The 14968-nt window shown below is 66.1% G+C and carries 13 protein-coding genes; 9 read left to right on the forward strand and 4 right to left on the reverse strand.

Annotated elements, in window-relative coordinates; all coding sequences use genetic code 11:
* Window positions 1–355 precede the first annotated feature (355 nt).
* Together GFH48_RS26280 and GFH48_RS26285 are read left to right on the forward strand one after the other, a co-directional pair.
* A complete protein-coding gene (locus tag GFH48_RS26280) occupies window positions 356–1933 on the forward strand; it encodes a CYTH and CHAD domain-containing protein (RefSeq protein ID WP_153290607.1) in 1578 nt (525 codons plus the stop codon).
* A gap of 80 nt (window positions 1934–2013) precedes the next feature.
* Window positions 2014–3984 carry a TIGR03960 family B12-binding radical SAM protein gene (locus GFH48_RS26285; RefSeq protein WP_153290608.1) on the forward strand — a complete coding sequence of 657 codons (1971 nt, stop codon included), beginning with the start codon at window positions 2014–2016 and terminating at the stop codon, window positions 3982–3984.
* Between the two features lie 1048 nt (window positions 3985–5032).
* Here the strand turns inward: GFH48_RS26285 and GFH48_RS26290 are convergent.
* A complete protein-coding gene (locus tag GFH48_RS26290) occupies window positions 5033–5491 on the reverse strand; it encodes a hypothetical protein (RefSeq protein WP_153290609.1) in 459 nt (152 codons plus the stop codon).
* Between the two features lie 24 nt (window positions 5492–5515).
* Between GFH48_RS26290 and GFH48_RS26295 the strand changes: the two genes are divergently transcribed.
* The gene (locus tag GFH48_RS26295) at window positions 5516–6574 is read left to right on the forward strand and encodes a serine/threonine protein kinase (protein WP_153290610.1); all 1059 of its coding nucleotides are present in this window, start codon (window positions 5516–5518) and stop codon (window positions 6572–6574) included.
* A gap of 128 nt (window positions 6575–6702) precedes the next feature.
* Here GFH48_RS26295 and GFH48_RS26300 read toward each other — a convergent pair whose 3' ends face one another.
* The gene (locus GFH48_RS26300; protein WP_153290611.1) at window positions 6703–7638 is read right to left on the reverse strand and encodes a hypothetical protein; all 936 of its coding nucleotides are present in this window, start codon (window positions 7636–7638) and stop codon (window positions 6703–6705) included.
* Between the two features lie 380 nt (window positions 7639–8018).
* On the opposite strand from GFH48_RS26300, the gene GFH48_RS26305 reads away from it, so the two are divergent.
* Complete coding sequence (locus GFH48_RS26305) at window positions 8019–8933, forward strand: phosphotransferase enzyme family protein (protein WP_153290612.1); 915 nt, start codon at window positions 8019–8021, stop codon at window positions 8931–8933.
* Window positions 8934–8936: 3 nt separating this feature from the next.
* On the opposite strand, the gene GFH48_RS26310 is transcribed toward GFH48_RS26305, so the two are convergent.
* The gene (locus GFH48_RS26310) at window positions 8937–10313 is read right to left on the reverse strand and encodes a sporulation protein (protein WP_153290613.1); all 1377 of its coding nucleotides are present in this window, start codon (window positions 10311–10313) and stop codon (window positions 8937–8939) included.
* A gap of 208 nt (window positions 10314–10521) precedes the next feature.
* Between GFH48_RS26310 and GFH48_RS26315 the strand changes: the two genes are divergently transcribed.
* Together GFH48_RS26315 and GFH48_RS26320 are read left to right on the forward strand one after the other, a co-directional pair.
* Window positions 10522–11061 (forward strand): ATP-binding protein, encoded by a 540-nt coding sequence (locus GFH48_RS26315; RefSeq protein ID WP_153290614.1) that lies wholly within the window; start codon window positions 10522–10524, stop codon window positions 11059–11061.
* A 317-nt stretch (window positions 11062–11378) separates the two neighbouring features.
* Complete coding sequence (locus GFH48_RS26320) at window positions 11379–11687, forward strand: hypothetical protein (RefSeq protein ID WP_194280673.1); 309 nt, start codon at window positions 11379–11381, stop codon at window positions 11685–11687.
* A 407-nt stretch (window positions 11688–12094) separates the two neighbouring features.
* On the opposite strand, the gene GFH48_RS26325 is transcribed toward GFH48_RS26320, so the two are convergent.
* The gene (locus GFH48_RS26325) at window positions 12095–12874 is read right to left on the reverse strand and encodes a GntR family transcriptional regulator (RefSeq protein ID WP_153290615.1); all 780 of its coding nucleotides are present in this window, start codon (window positions 12872–12874) and stop codon (window positions 12095–12097) included.
* 163 nt (window positions 12875–13037) lie between these two features.
* On the opposite strand from GFH48_RS26325, the gene GFH48_RS26330 reads away from it, so the two are divergent.
* From GFH48_RS26330 to GFH48_RS26340, 3 genes are read left to right on the forward strand one after another with little or no spacing between them, the layout of a single operon-like run.
* A complete protein-coding gene (locus GFH48_RS26330; protein WP_153290616.1) occupies window positions 13038–13388 on the forward strand; it encodes an SCO3933 family regulatory protein in 351 nt (116 codons plus the stop codon).
* Window positions 13388–14689, forward strand: a complete 1302-nt coding sequence (locus GFH48_RS26335) for an FtsK/SpoIIIE domain-containing protein (RefSeq protein ID WP_153290617.1) — start codon at window positions 13388–13390, stop codon at window positions 14687–14689. The genes GFH48_RS26330 and GFH48_RS26335 overlap by 1 nt, the downstream gene beginning before the upstream one ends.
* A complete protein-coding gene (locus tag GFH48_RS26340) occupies window positions 14686–14883 on the forward strand; it encodes a hypothetical protein (RefSeq protein ID WP_153290618.1) in 198 nt (65 codons plus the stop codon). The genes GFH48_RS26335 and GFH48_RS26340 overlap by 4 nt, the downstream gene beginning before the upstream one ends.
* Window positions 14884–14968: the final 85 nt, after the last annotated feature.

Below are 14968 nucleotides of genomic sequence, written 5' to 3' on the forward strand. Positions count from 1 at the left end.
CGTGGCGTGGGTGGTCGACGCGGGAGGGGAGTGGCTGCCGCGTGGTGGGGATGGCCGACCCGTTGCGGGGGCGGTTGCCGCGTGACGGAGTGCCCGTAGGGCGAATCGTGATCGTCGTGGCCGTGGCCGTGGCCGTAGCCGTAGCCGTCGTCGCCCGAATGCCGGTCGGGCCGGTTCGTCCGGTCCCGGCCGGGTTTTTCGGACGAGATCGTTCGGGGAGTGCGGGCGACCGGCGACGGCGGCCCCCGGCGGAGCGGAACGGGCAGGGCCGGCAGGGGCGAAAACAGGTCCCCCGCGACAGTCCCGGCAGGTCCGGGCACTGCCATACCGGCCCCGCTGCCACTAGATTCAGGTCATGGCGGACACCAAGCGAGAAATCGAGCGGAAGTACGAGGGTCCCCCCACCGGAGGCGACCCGGCCCTGCCGGACCTGACCCGCGTCCCCGGAGTCTCGGGCGTCATCGACAAGGGCGTGGCGGACCTCGACGCCACCTACTACGACACGGCCGACCAGCGACTCGCCGCCGCCTCCCTCACCCTGCGCCGACGCACCGGCGGCGACGACGCCGGCTGGCACCTCAAACTCCCCGTCTCCGAAGGCGTCCGCGACGAGATCCGCGCCCCGCTCGCCGACACCGTCCCCCGCTCCCTGTCCGCCCTCGTACGTTCCCGGGTGCGCGAAGCCGAACTGGTCCCCGTCGTACGTCTGCTGTCGGCCCGGGACGTCCGCCACCTCGTCGACGGCTCCGGCGCCCTGCTCGCCGAGGTCAGCGTCGACCGCGTCCGGGCGGAGCGCCTCAGCGGCGGCACCGGTGTCGCCGAGTGGACGGAGATCGAGGTGGAGCTCGCCGACGACGGTGATCCGGCCTTCCTCGACAAGGTGGAGAAGAAGCTCCGCAAGGCGGGCCTCGAACGCTCCTCCTCCAAGTCCAAACTCGCCAGGGCCCTCAGCGACACGGCCACCGAGGCCACCGCGGACGTCACGGACACCGCGGACGTCACGGACACCGCGGTGAAGCGGGGGAAGGGCCACCAGCGCGACAAGCCCGCGGACCGCGCCCCGCGGACGGCCGGCGACCACGTCCTCGCCTACCTCCGCACCCAGCGCGACGCGATCATCGAACTGGACCCCGCCGTCCGCCGCGACCTGCACGACTCCGTCCACAGCATGCGCGTCGCCACCCGCCGTATGCGCAGCGCCTTCCGCTCGTACGGCAAGATCCTCGACCGCGCCGTCACCGACCCGATCGGCGCGGAACTGAAGTGGCTCGCCGGTGAACTGGGCGTCGGCCGCGACCAGGAAGTCCTCGCCGAACGCCTGACGACGGCACTCGACGACCTCCCGGACGACCTGCTCACCGGCCCCGTCCGCGATCGGCTGCGCAACTGGTCGCGGGCGGGCGGTGACGGTTCCCGACGCCATCTGATCGCCGTTCTGGACGGCGGCCGCTACCTGGACCTGCTGGCGGCGCTGGACGGTGTGGTGACCGACCCGCCCCTGCTGAAGGCCGCGGCGGGCGACCCCACGAAGGTGATCACCAAGGCCGTACGGAAGGACTTCGCGAAGGTCTCCGCCCTGGTCGCCCAAGCCCTCGACCTGCCTCCGGGCGCCGACCGCGACCTCGCGATGCACGAGGCCCGCAAGAAGGCCAAGCGCACCCGGTACGCCGCCGAGGCCGCCGCCCCCGCCCTCGGCGGACCCGCCGCCGGCCTGGTCAAGTCGATGAAGTCGCTGCAGAGCCTGCTCGGCGACCACCAGGACAGCGTGATGGCCCGCGAGACACTGCGCGACCTGGCCGCCCAGGCCCACGCGGCGGGCGAGAGCGCGTTCACGTACGGGGTGCTGTACGGACGTGAGGAACGGCGCGCGGCGGCGGTCGAGGCGGCGTTCCCGGGGGAGTGGGAGCCGATCGCGGGCGGCGGCGGGATCTGAGCGTACGGGGGGTGCTCCCGGCCGCGTTAGGCTGGATGGTCACCCCTGTCAGTACATCCCAGCTCACGAAGGTTCGCGAGATGCCTGCCGAAGCCGCTGTGTCGGTGTTTCCACAGCTCGAAGCTCTGCTCCCGCATGTGCAGAAGCCGATCCAGTACGTCGGCGGGGAGCTCAACTCCACGGTCAAGCCGTGGGAGGCCTGCGACGTCCGCTGGGCGCTGATGTACCCCGACGCCTACGAGGTCGGACTGCCCAACCAGGGCGTCATGATCCTCTACGAGGTCCTCAACGAGCGCGAGGGCGTCCTCGCCGAGCGCACCTACAGCGTCTGGCCGGACCTGGAGGAGCTGATGCGCGAGCACCGGGTCCCCCAGTTCACGGTGGACAGCCACCGCCCGGTGAAGGCCTTCGACGTGTTCGGGCTGTCCTTCTCCACGGAGCTGGGCTACACGAACATGCTGACGGCCCTGGACCTGGCCGGGATCCCCCTGGAGTCCAAGGACCGCACGCTCGACGACCCGATCGTGCTGGCCGGCGGTCACGCGGCCTTCAACCCCGAGCCCATCGCCGACTTCATCGACGCGGCGATCATCGGTGACGGCGAGCAGGCCGTGCTCGACATGACCGAGATCATCCGGGCCTGGAAGGCGGAGGGCCGCCCGGGCGGCCGCGAGGAGGTCCTCCTCCGCCTGGCGAAGACGGGCAACGTCTACATCCCGGCGTTCTACGACGTCGAGTACCTCGCCGACGGCCGGATCGCCCGGGTCGTGCCCAACAGGTCGGGCGTCCCGTGGCGTGTGTCGAAGCACACGGTCATGGACCTCGACGAGTGGCCCTACCCCAAGCAGCCGCTGGTGCCCCTCGCCGAGACGGTCCACGAGCGGATGTCCGTGGAGATCTTCCGGGGTTGCACGCGCGGCTGCCGCTTCTGCCAGGCGGGCATGATCACCCGCCCGGTCCGTGAGCGTTCCATCACGGGCATCGGCGACATGGTCGAGAAGGGTCTCAAGGCGACGGGTTTCGAGGAGGTGGGCCTGCTCTCGCTGTCCTCCGCGGACCACAGCGAGATCGGTGACCTCGCCAAGGGCCTGGCGGACCGGTACGAGGAGGACAAGATCGGCCTCTCCCTCCCCTCCACCCGCGTCGACGCCTTCAACGTGGACCTGGCGAACGAGCTGACGCGCAACGGCCGCCGCTCGGGCCTGACCTTCGCCCCCGAGGGTGGCTCGGAGCGCATGCGCAAGGTCATCAACAAGATGGTCTCGGAGGAGGACCTGATCCGGACCGTCTCCACCGCCTACGGCAACGGCTGGCGCCAGGTGAAGCTGTACTTCATGTGCGGCCTGCCGACCGAGACGGACGAGGACGTCCTGCAGATCGCCGACATGGCGATGAACGTGATCGCCGAGGGTCGCAAGGTCTCCGGCCAGAACGACATCCGCTGCACGGTCTCGATCGGCGGCTTCGTCCCCAAGCCGCACACGCCCTTCCAGTGGGCCCCGCAGCTCTCCGCCGAACAGACGGACGACCGCCTCGCGAAGCTCCGCGACAAGATCCGCGGCGACAAGAAGTACGGCCGCTCCATCGGCTTCCGCTACCACGACGGCAAGCCCGGCATCGTGGAGGGCCTGCTCTCCCGCGGTGACCGCCGCATCGGCTCGGTCATCCGCGCCGTCTACGAGGACGGCGGCCGCTTCGACGGCTGGCGCGAGCACTTCTCGTACGACCGCTGGATGGCCTGCGCCGAGAAGACCCTCCCCGCGCAGGGCGTGGACGTCGACTGGTACACGACCCGCGAGCGCACCTACGAGGAGGTCCTCCCCTGGGACCACCTCGACTCCGGCCTCGACAAGGACTGGCTCTGGGAGGACTGGCAGGACGCCCTCGACGAGACCGAGGTCGAGGACTGCCGCTGGACACCGTGCTTCGACTGCGGCGTCTGCCCTCAGATGGACACGGCCATACAAATCGGCCCGACCGGCAAGAAGTTGCTGCCTCTGACGGTCAAGAACGCTGCGCCGGCGCCCGCTTCGAGCGGTCACTCTCACTGACGTGAGCGGGGCACTCGATCGGGTGATTGAGGCATTGGCGGGGGCTAGCGAGGACGAGGTCGCCGCGGCGTTGGCTGCGGTAGGCACTTCGGGCCCTCGCCGCTCCGCGCCGGCAGCGCCCTCCCGGACGCCGTTGCCGGGCCCTGGAGCTGCTGCGGGGATCGTCTCCGAGGTGGAGTGGGTCTAGGGCAGGTTCGGCGCTGCCAAGCGGGACAGAGGAGCATCTGAGCCCCCTTCCTTGACTGGGAGGGGGCTCGTTGGCGTGTTCCGTGACTTGTGGGTCTGCGCAGCACAGCTGGCGTCGGTGCTGCAGAGGCCGTGATCACTCGCGCCAAAGCAACTCCGGCCCAAAGTCCCTCGGCTGCACTTCGCTTCCCACTCGTCGCCTGGGGAGTTCTCAGGGAGAGACTGGCAAGCGGGGAAGATCGCCCCCAATACTGCACGTCAGTGGGGACGAAGCGTCATCAACTAGACTAAGTCGGATCCACGTCGAGCGTAGGAAATCCAGGAAGAGATATAGGTAACGGCTTCCACAACACTATTGGCAACCCCTCGTTACCCCATGAGACTGGAAGTCGGGGCTCGTCGGAGAACGCGGGGTGGCGTGATGGGGGACTTGCTAGCAGCCGTTGGTATCGCTCAAACAAACATTGATCGACTTGCTCAGCCAACTGAACTGAGGGAAGCGGCACAGCGCGTTGCGGAGTTGGCAGAGTCTTCGGGTGCACTAGCAGTGCTAGCTGCCAGCCCAGTGGCAGAACGACTAGTGGGGGCTGTCTTGCAGGTGTCAACTGGCCTGCAGTGTCTATCGAGTAGTTCCCAGAGCAGCGGCAAGGTGTTGATCATTGATGTGAACCTTGCGAGTGGCACCGCCGTTGCCCAGGCGGCCCGCATCGCACGCGCAGCTGGTGCAGCCCAGGTCGATGCAGCGGTCCTCTACCAACTGATGCCTGTGTCCGCACAGGCTGCTGACTGCGGCGTGGATGCACTGACGGTCTTGCGGTACGACTCCGGTGGTCTGCCAAGCGCGGCGTACACCGGGACACCGTCAGGGCTGTGACGGCAGCGCGGTTACCGCAGCTGCAGCCGCTTCAAAGCGCTTCGCATCGAGACTCTTGCCGCGGGCTAGGGCTCCGGCCTTGTTCGTGCCGAGGGCCTCTCCCATCTCCTTACCGTTGCGCACCCGCACATCCTGGATTTTCTGGACGCGACACACGTAAGCCAGCGCACCTTCGATCATGAGGCGATAGCGCGGCCCAAGGGCACGACTGCCGGCGGGCGCGGTGTCAGCGGTCCGGATGACCACAGCGTCAGGGCTTCTGCCCGAGAGAGTGCTGCTGAGTTTCCTTGCCACGTCCTCGATCTGATCAAGGATCGATGTCTCTGCGGTTCTAAGTTCGCATGCCTCGACAAGCTTAGGATCCTGAAGATCACCTTCCGCAAAGACTAAGGTGACAACAGGTGACCTTCCAGCAGCGAACGCTGTACTGACTCCGAGCGCCAACATGCCGCTCACTATAGGGTGTTCGCCATGCTGGGACCTGTCGCTAGTCAAGTTGGTGATCGCATCAATGATCGATACCGAGTTCTCGCACTGTTGGGGGTGGGTGCCAACGGCGAGGTCTACCGTGTCAGTGATGATCATCTGGGTACCGAGGTGGCTTTGAAGTTGCTTAAACCCCAGCAGAATCAAGCAGCCACTTGGGATGAAGCGCAGACCCTTAAGCATTTGAGCAGCGAGTTCCTGCTATCTGTGCTGAATGCAGACATTGTGGTTGGTTCTGATATTCGCTACATCACGACGCCGATTATGGATGGAGGTGACCTTGAGAATCACGCAGAATCATTTGGAGTTGAAGCAAAGGCGGCGGTCCGTTGGGGGCAGCAACTGGGTTATGGACTCGACCGGATGCATAAAGCAGGATTGTTGCATCGGGACGTGAAGCCAGGGAACGCATACCTAGATGGCGCGGGTGCCGTACTCCTTGGCGACATGGGGATGGCGGTGGCGATTGATTCTAACGGTCGTGCACCAGCCAATGGGACCCTGGCCACAGTTGCACCTGAAGTACTATCTATGGCTCCAGATGCGTGCTCGATTTCATCCGACGTCTATTCGCTTGCGGCCACAGTTTTCTACCTCTTGTCGGGGCAGTACCCCACCGGTCCAAAAGGGGTAAGTTTGCTAGAGCGTAGGAATTTGATTATCGGCAGAAGGTTTCTTGATATCCGCGAAATCGCACCGCAGGTACCATTGAGTCTGGCTCGAGTCGTCGAGAAGGGTCTATCCGGATCCCCGGAGGAGCGTCAAAGTACCGCTCGTGACTTTGCCAATGAATTGGCGTGCTGTGCGAGTCACCGACGCTCTTGGAGGAGAATTCTCCCACATGAGAATCATCAGGCGTGTTTTTCGGCAGACGCGACCGCTACGGCCCAGCCGCTGAATCTGTGTGTAATTCCACTAAGTTCGACTCACGCCTCAATTGAAGTTAAGCTACTGACGGGGAGGAGGGTGAAGAAATATGAGCGTCACAGAATCTCTGTGAGTAAGCTCCCTTCCGTCTTGCGTAATATAATCAAAGAAATTTGAGAGCGCGGTTTTTTCAATCACCTTGCTCGATCTCGCGCTTTCCCGGGCAGGTCCACAGGATGCCCGACATGCCTAAAGCCTACGAGGCCAAGATCACTCACCCCGAAGCGATTTTCAGCCCTAATCGGCTACACCGGCTTTGTAGCCGTGAAGGTCCAGGCGGAAAGTTTCCCACCGTAACAATCGAGGGCCTCGTCCATAGAAAGAATCAGGCTCGCGTACTGAAAGTTCTCCCGGCCGTGCTGTTGATCAGCTCGGCGTAGCGCGTCGACAAAATCTCGCACACTTGGCCTATCGGGGAATTCTTGCATAGCCTGGCTCACAATAATTCCCAGCAGGTACCCGCCTCCGCCTTCCTCGTCTCCGCTCCCGCTCGAAAACTTCTTTACGTTCGCTCTCATGAGTTCCCGCCAGATAACTGTGAACGGCGAAATCTCGGCTCTTCCCGTGCGTGCCATCCAGGCTTCGGGTTGAATCAGCCAGGCGAGACGCTTGCTGGACAAGGACGACTTACCTCTGCCTGCCACAGATACGCATCCGCGTAGGCGTACCCCCTGGCCGTTTGCCTCCTTCTTGAGCCGAGACATCGCCGACCAATAGTCGAAGAGGAAGGTGACCCTGTCGTACGGGTTGATGCGAACAGACGTGGCAGCGGTAGAGCTATCTGCACCGAAGTCCTTGAGCTCAAAAGATCGTGGTGAGATGCGATAATTTTTGCTCCTTGTTCCGGCGACTGCCAAACCCGGTGAATAAACAGTAATCGCGGTGCGGCCGGGATTCTCGACAACGAGTTGCGCCAGTTCTATGTTCTCGGCACCCGGTGCACCGAAGCCGCCATCGAACAGTTCCCATTTACCCGACCGATTCACTGTGAGTCTTCGGCCCGGCTCCCAGACAGCCGTATTGAGGTAGACCTTCGGACGCCCACCGTCCAATCGGTGTTTGGCGATCTGCCAGCCAAGGGCACCTAGGGCTGTCGCAAGGCTCAGGAGAGACACTGCGAGAGCAAGAACAGCAACGGGCGTTTCGAAGAGAGTTGGAGATGCCGACGCAGAGGTCATCATCCGGGCATAGTAACGACAATCCGCCTTGCGTCCTTGTCCGCGGCCACCTGACGCCGTACCGAACAGTCTGCCGGGGCCGAGTGCGAAGAAGCTTCATCGAGAAGGGGCTCCCGCAAGTCGGTTCAGCGCCCAACCAAGTTGAAGGACCGTAGGTTCCCAAGCTGATGGCACTCGTCGCCACGGCATCCGTTGCTTTGCCCCAGATTGAGTGGGCTCGTCCCGCAGTGTGCAGCCGAGTCGTGATGCGGCTGCTCTTGGGACACTCTCGTCGGCTCCCTGGGTACTAGGTACCGTCGTGGTTGTGTCCGGCGTACGTCGGGGTTGGTCGCCCGCAAGCGTGCGCTGGTTGATCGCGTGCGACTAGGGGAGCTGGTACGGGCATGGCGGTTGACGCTGCTCGATCGGAAGAAGGGTTCACGCCGGCGGTAGCGACGCGGGTGATGGTTGCCGCGTGCCGGGCTGCGGGGCTCGATGACAGAGGCGCCGAGTTGATTCGCCTCGGGGAGAACGCGTTGTTCCGGCTGGCTTCCGCGCCGGTGATCGTGCGGGTTGCCCGTGGTGAAGAGTGGCTACGGACAGCACGCAACGAGGTTGCTGTTTCGCGGTGGCTCTCGGAGGAGGGGTTCCCTGCCGCGCGCATCATCGAGGATCTTGAGCAGCCCCTCTTGGTCGAGGGACACCCTGTGACGTTCTGGCACCTGATCGAGGAGGGGGGCCGTAGGGCCACGTATGGGGAGCTGGGTGGGATCCTTCGGGATCTGCACTCCTTGACGTTGCCGGCCGGTCTGGAGTTGCCCTCGTTCGATCCCTTCGGCAAGCAGGAGTTGCGGCTCGATCGGGCGGTGATCCCGGAGGATGACCGGGTCTTCCTGCGGAAGCGTTGGCGGGAGCTACGGGACAAGTTCGAGGAGTTGCGGTTCGAGACCCCCAAGGGGCCCGTGCACGGCGACGCCCACGTGCAGAACCTCATGGTGGACGATCGAGATCAAGTGATCCTGATCGACTTTGAGGCCTTCTGCTTCGATCATCCTGAGTGGGATCTGATGGTCACGGCAGTGGAGCACCACAGTCTTGGGTGGCAGACCGACGAGCAGTACGCCGAGTTCGTGGGGGCGTACGGGCGGGATCTGTACGACTGGCACGGGTACGAGACGCTGCGTGGGCTGCAAGAGTTCGGGATGACGACGTGGCTGATGCAGAACGTTCAGGAAGACGAGCGGACGGCGGCCGAGTACCGCCGGCGTATCGCTGGGCTGCGCGATGACGACGGGCCTCGGGACTGGCGTCCTTGGTAGCACCTACTCGTCGTCGTCCAGGCGGGCGAGGGCGTCGCGTACCTGGTCGTTGAAGGCGGCCACGATGGGGTTCGCCGCGTGGATGGTCACTTCGGTCTGGAAGTCGGACACGTAGCGCTGGAAGCGGGAGGACTGGAGGGTGTCTCCGCCGTCCACGGCCAGGCTGGCTGTCGTGACGGCGGCTTCCAGTTCACCGTTCAGCAGGTGGCTTTGGGCGAGCACCATGCGGCAGAACCCCAGGGTGCGGGCGTATTTCGGGTCGGTTTCATCGACCGCGCGTTGTGCGGCTTCGACGGACTCGCGGCGCATCTTGAGGTCGCGGAAGCAGTGGCAGAGCTCGCCCATGAGTTCCGCAGAGTCGAAGTAGCCCAGCCATGCGGGGTCGTCGGTGGTGTCGGCGTGCTCGAAGTGGCGTTCTGCTTCGTTCATCGCACGGCCGGCGCCGGTCGGGTCCCCTCCGTTGGCCAGTGCGCGGGCTTCCATGGCTGAGTAGTTCGCCATGGCCCGTGGGGTGGCCCGGCCCTTGGCGCCTTCGACGGCGGCGCGGCCGAGTTGGATCGCTTGGGCGTGGTTGCCGAGGTAGTTGGCCTGGTGGCTGAGGTTGCCGAGGATGCGGGCGCCGAACATGCGGTCGTCGACGACCTGGGACAGGCGCAGTGTCGATGTCAGGTAGCGGTGGGCGAGCCGCTGGTTCCCGGTGTCGTACGCGGTCCATGCGAGTAGCTGGGAGACCTCGGCGGCGGCCCCGAATAACGCGGTGCCGACCTTCTCGCTGTAGCTGGCGTTCAGGAGAGGGAGGACTTCGTGGCGGAAGTAGTGGCGCAGTGCCCTGTGGCCGTGGCCGCCGCCGTATTTGAAGTCGAGCTGCATGAACATGCTGGCCGCATCTCGGATCGCGCGTACGTCGCGCATGCCGATGCGTTGGTGAGCGGGCCTGTCGGCCTCGACGCCATCCGGGCGCGCGATCATCCATGACAGGACGGCTGAGTTGAGATCGTTGTCCGCGATCACCAGGTCGTCAGGGGTGGCGGCTTCGGCTCGCTGGTCGGCGAGTCCGTCCAGCATGGACAGTACGTCGGGCACGCTGGTGGGATACCCGATCGGCTGTGGAGTGGCCGGCCGCGCAGCGTGGTCGATGAATCCGAGATCGGCGGGCGAGACGCGGCGGCCGAGCTTGGCGCCGAGTACGTCGGCCATGATGGCCGCTGTCGGGGGCTGGATGCCCGCACCGTCGCGCCATCGTTGTACGGCGACGTGCGTCGTTCCGAGACTCGTTCCGTGCTGAGCGGCGGCGTCCTGCATCCGCCTGGCGAGTCCCTTGTTCGAGACGTTCGCCTCGTCCATGACCGCGATCAACTGTGCGTTTGGCTCTCGGCTCATGCTCCCCTGCCAACCCGAGAATGACAGCGAGTGTTCATCGTGACACAGGCCTATGACATTGGGGGGTTCATCGGTGAACCCCCGCTGCCTTTGCAGGTGTTCACGTGAACCCCCTGGTGAACGCTCCCGGCTGAGCGGCTGGCGCCGTTCACTGTTCGGCACGGAGTGATGGGCGGCAAGAGCCCGTCGACAGTCGGCAGGGGACGCGATGGATGCTCGGCAGAGCAAACGCGTAGCGAACACCCCGCGGGCGATCTCGCTGCGTGAAGCGGCGCAAGATCCCTCGTCGGGTCACTTCCGGGCGCTGACGCTCTTCGACGAGTCCTCAAGCACGGTGTTCGCCGCGCGCACCATGGTGAGCGGCTGCCTCCAGGACTGGGGGTTCGGCGACATGGTCGACGATGCCCGGCTCGTCGTCTCGGAGCTGGTCGGCAACGTCGTGCACCACGCGGTGCCGGACGAGTGCCTGACGCGGCCTGGTGCCGCGCGTCGGATTGATGTGCTGGTCAAGGCGTGGCCCGGGTGGCTGTTCATCGGTGTCGCCGATGAGGACTCCACCCCGCCTGATCTGCCGGTGGGCGAGTTCGTCTCCCCGCAGTTGGCCGGTGACTTCGCGGAGGCGCTGTTGCCTGACCGCGGGCGCGGGCTGCTGATCGTTCAGCGGCTGGTTGACGCGGTGTGGTGGTCGCCGAAGAGTCTCGGTGGCAAGACCGTGTGGTGCCGCTTCGACCTCGACGGTACGACCTAGAGATCTCCGGGCTGCCGTCTCCGCGTCTCTCCCACGCGATCGGGAGAGGACGGCGGCCCGGACCCCGGCCGGAGTCTGACCACTCCGGCCGCAAGGGGCGCGGCTCCTCGGATCCCATCGGGGGCTCCCCTCCCATGCGAGGGGCCGCGCTTCACAACCTCATACCGAGACCGGACCACCCCCGCGCCTGGCAGCAACTGGGGTGGTCCGGGAGGGGACGCGACGGTCCCCGGTGCCTGATGGTACCGGGGCCGTTGCGCTGCGTTCCGCCCTGGACCAAAGGAAGTTGACGAATCATTACCTAGATCAGGGCAGAGGTGGGCAAGGTGACGGGCGCGGGTGAGGACTGGCTGAGCGACGAACTCGACGTCGCGGGCGTGGACTGCGGTCTGTGGGCGTCCGGCGTCGACTACGTGGCGGGCTGGCGGGATGCGCGGAAGGCTGCCGATCGGTTGAACCGGGCGTTCCTTGTCACGGGGTTCGAGCTGGACCAGGTGCGGGCGGTCGCCTCGACGAACGCTGACGGGGGCGGGGCAGTGCGGATCACGGGCCACCCCCACGCTGTGGACCGGCTCGCCATGCTCTTGGCGTCGGTCGCCTCGGATGACAACGGCGGTGCGGCATGACGCGCGTGATTGCTGTTGAGTGGCGCGCGTGGGCACGTCGCCGGCCGCAGAGCCTTTGGGCAGTAGCTGCCATGGGGCGAGTGAACAGGGGGCCTTACGCTCGCCAGCGGATCGGGCAGTCCTTGGACCTGCCCGCAATGGCCCGATCGGCCCCCTGTTCTTCGAGGCTCGCCCCATGGGAGCTGCCTAAAGTCTCGGAGGCCGGCGACCCCCAGCCCCGCGGGCCCCGGCCCAAGCCGACCGGTCGACGCCTCGACTCCCTGGGCGCGCTGCGGTGCGGGCAGTCGGGCGACCGGACGGGACCGGCGGCCACGCCGCACGCCCGGCCGGGGCGGCCGGGCTGCCCGGCGCGCCGCAGGCGCGCCCTTGAGGAAGTGAAGACTGTTTCGACCGATGGCGGTTGCGGGTCAGTCGCGGGATTGCTGTGCGGGCTCTTTGTCGGCGGTGATCCGGTAGGCGACTTCGGCACGGTCCGCCCCGACGCGGAGCTCTTCGAGAATCAGTGGGCGGCCACTCGTGCCGTGCGTGACGCGGGACAGCTGCAGGATCGGCGTCGCGTCCGGGAGTTGGAGAGCAGTCCGTTCGTCCGGGAGTGGCATATGGGCGCGGACTGTCTCCGACCACCACAGCTTGTGTCCGGCCTGGGTGAGCAGCCCGTAGATGGAGTCTGGGCGGCGGTCGGGTGCATCGGCGAGCGTCGGGACGTCCTCGGTCACCTCGAACGGGATCAGCGTCCGATGCATCGCACGGGTGCCGGTGGCGGGGTCGGTGAGCAGTCGGTCGCAGCCGAAGAGGGCTTCCTCCTCGCCGAGTTCGAGGAGCTGGCCCGTGGACTTGGTGGTGTGCGTGCGGTACGGGGTTGGCTCCTCCGCCTCGTCCCAGACGGCGCCATTGGGCATCACGAAACGCCCGTCCGGCGTACGGCTGATTCGGCGTTCGAGGGTGACGGCCGGCTGGCCGTCGGAACGCACAAAGCTGCCTTTGCCGTGCCGCACCTCGATCAGGCCTTCCGCTCGCAGGGCTGCGACGGCGTTGCGGACGGTGGGACGGGAGACCTTGTAGCGCTCGATGAGCTGCGCCTCGGAGGGCAGCGGAGCGCCAGGGGCGAACTCGCCCTTCACGATCGCTTCCCGGATCGCGGCGGCGACCTGCTGATAGAGAGCTCCGGGGCGTTGGATCTCCGTCATCTCGGCACCTTCGGGTCGGAGTCGTAGGCACGTCGCACGCGCGACATCACTCGTCAGCATAAGTAGTTGACCCCTCGCCGTACAGAGCCACATAGTCGTAACTCGTAAGGACAAGTGACGTCTGAATATGTCAGATGTTCCGACTGGCCAAGGAGGCCAAGCAATGCAGTCCATTCCCGTGGACACAGCACGACTGGGCGTACTGCGGTGCGCCATCACACCCGAAGCGAAGATCAGCAACTTCGAGACACAGGAGGTCAAGAAGGACCGCGACGGCAACACCGTATACACCGTCGCCGTCACGGTGCGCCAGGACGGACGACGCATCTCCGTCATCGAGATCGCGGTCGCCGGTGAGCCGAAGGGCATCGAGGAAGGGCAGATACTCAAGGTCACCGGACTGACCGCATTCGCCTGGGCCATGGGCGACCGGCACGGAATCAGCTTCCGCGCCGATGCCATCACCCCCGTACACGGCACCCCCGCACCGGCCAAGAACAGCGGTGCCGCGTGATGGGGCCGATCGTGCTCGCCTTCGGGCTCGCCGCACTGGCCTGGGTGCTGGTAGTCGGCGACCAGCTACGCCAACGTCGTCCGGCCTGGCACTGGTACCTCGCCGGCTACCCGGCCACCGCCCTGCGGGTGGCGCTCACCTGGCGCAAGGTCGCCCTGCTCAACGACCTCACCGTCACTCGACGGCCGTCTCGCGGGCTGTTCGGGGACCTGATCGTGAAAGGTGACCCGCTGCGGCCGGTGACTCCGCGGCTCTCGTTCCCGCGGGCCAACCGCATGGGGCTCACGGCGACCGTGCGCCTGCACGCAGGCCAGACCCCCGCGACCTATATGAAGGCAGCGGATGCCCTGGTGCATGCGTGGAAGGTCCACGCCGTACGGGTCACCTCGCCGGAACGCGGCCTCGTGCTCCTGACCGCAACCGCCAGTGACCCGCTGGCCAGGCCCGGCTTAGCCTCCGCGCCCGCCGTTCTCCTATCCGCGCTCATCGGCGTACTGGAGAACGGCGGGGCGTGGGTCATGGACCTGCGGCTCGTGCCGCACTGGCTCATCGCCGGCGCCACCCGATCGGGCAAGTCCACCCTGCTGGCCCGGCTGATCACCCAACTCGCTCCGCAACCCGTCGCCCTGGTCGGCATCGACTGCAAGGGCGGCATGGAACTCGGCCTCTTCGCCGAACGGCTCAGCGCCCTCACCACCTGCCGACGTGAGGCAGTTGCCGTCCTCACCGCCCTCGTCGTCGACATGCACGACCGCATGCACGCCTGCCGCACGGCCGGCGTCCGCTCCATCTGGGAACTCCCAGAGAAGCTACGGCCGGTGCCAGTCGTGGTGATCGTCGACGAGATCGCGGAGCTGTACCTCTCCGACGGCCGACGCGAAAGCAAGGCGGAAGCCGAACAGTGCTCCACGCTCCTCCTGCGCCTGGCCCAGCTCGGGGCGGCGCTCGGCATGCACCTGGTCGTCGCCGGCCAACGCGTCGGCTCCGACCTCGGCCCCGGCGTCACCGCCCTACGGGCGCAGCTCGGGGGTCGGATCTGCCATCGGGTCAACGACCCCGGCACAGCAGAGATGACCCTCGGGGATCTCAACAAGGACTCCGTCGTCGTCGCTCAGTCGATCACCGCGGATGAACAGGGCATGGCCGTGTGCACCGGTCCGGACGGTGGCTGGAGTCGTGCCCGCTCCCACCTGACAACCGCCGAAGAGGCCATGGCAACGGCTCGGAAGCACGGCGCCCTGACTCCCGAACTGCCCGCCATCGACCGTGCCCTCGCAGCGCTCGAAGGAGACGACAAGTGATCAGCACAGGTACCGCCGTGTCCCTCGTGGTGGTCTTCGGGATCATCACCTTCCTCCTCGTGCGCTCCCGCGACGTCCGTGCCTGGGAAGCGGTCTGTATCGCCCTCTTCGGCATGTACCTCGGCCAGACCCCCGTCAGCCTCACCATCAACGGCTTCATGACCTGGGTCCTGAGCGGCTTCTCCCACTTCTAGACCGGCAGGAAGGACCCAGACCATGCCCATGCCCCGCGTGAGGTGCCCCTACTGCAAGGGCGACGGAGCCCGCAGAACCTGGACC

The sequence above is a fragment of the Streptomyces fagopyri genome (genome assembly GCF_009498275.1).
GTDB classification, from domain to species: Bacteria; Actinomycetota; Actinomycetes; order Streptomycetales; family Streptomycetaceae; genus Streptomyces; species Streptomyces fagopyri.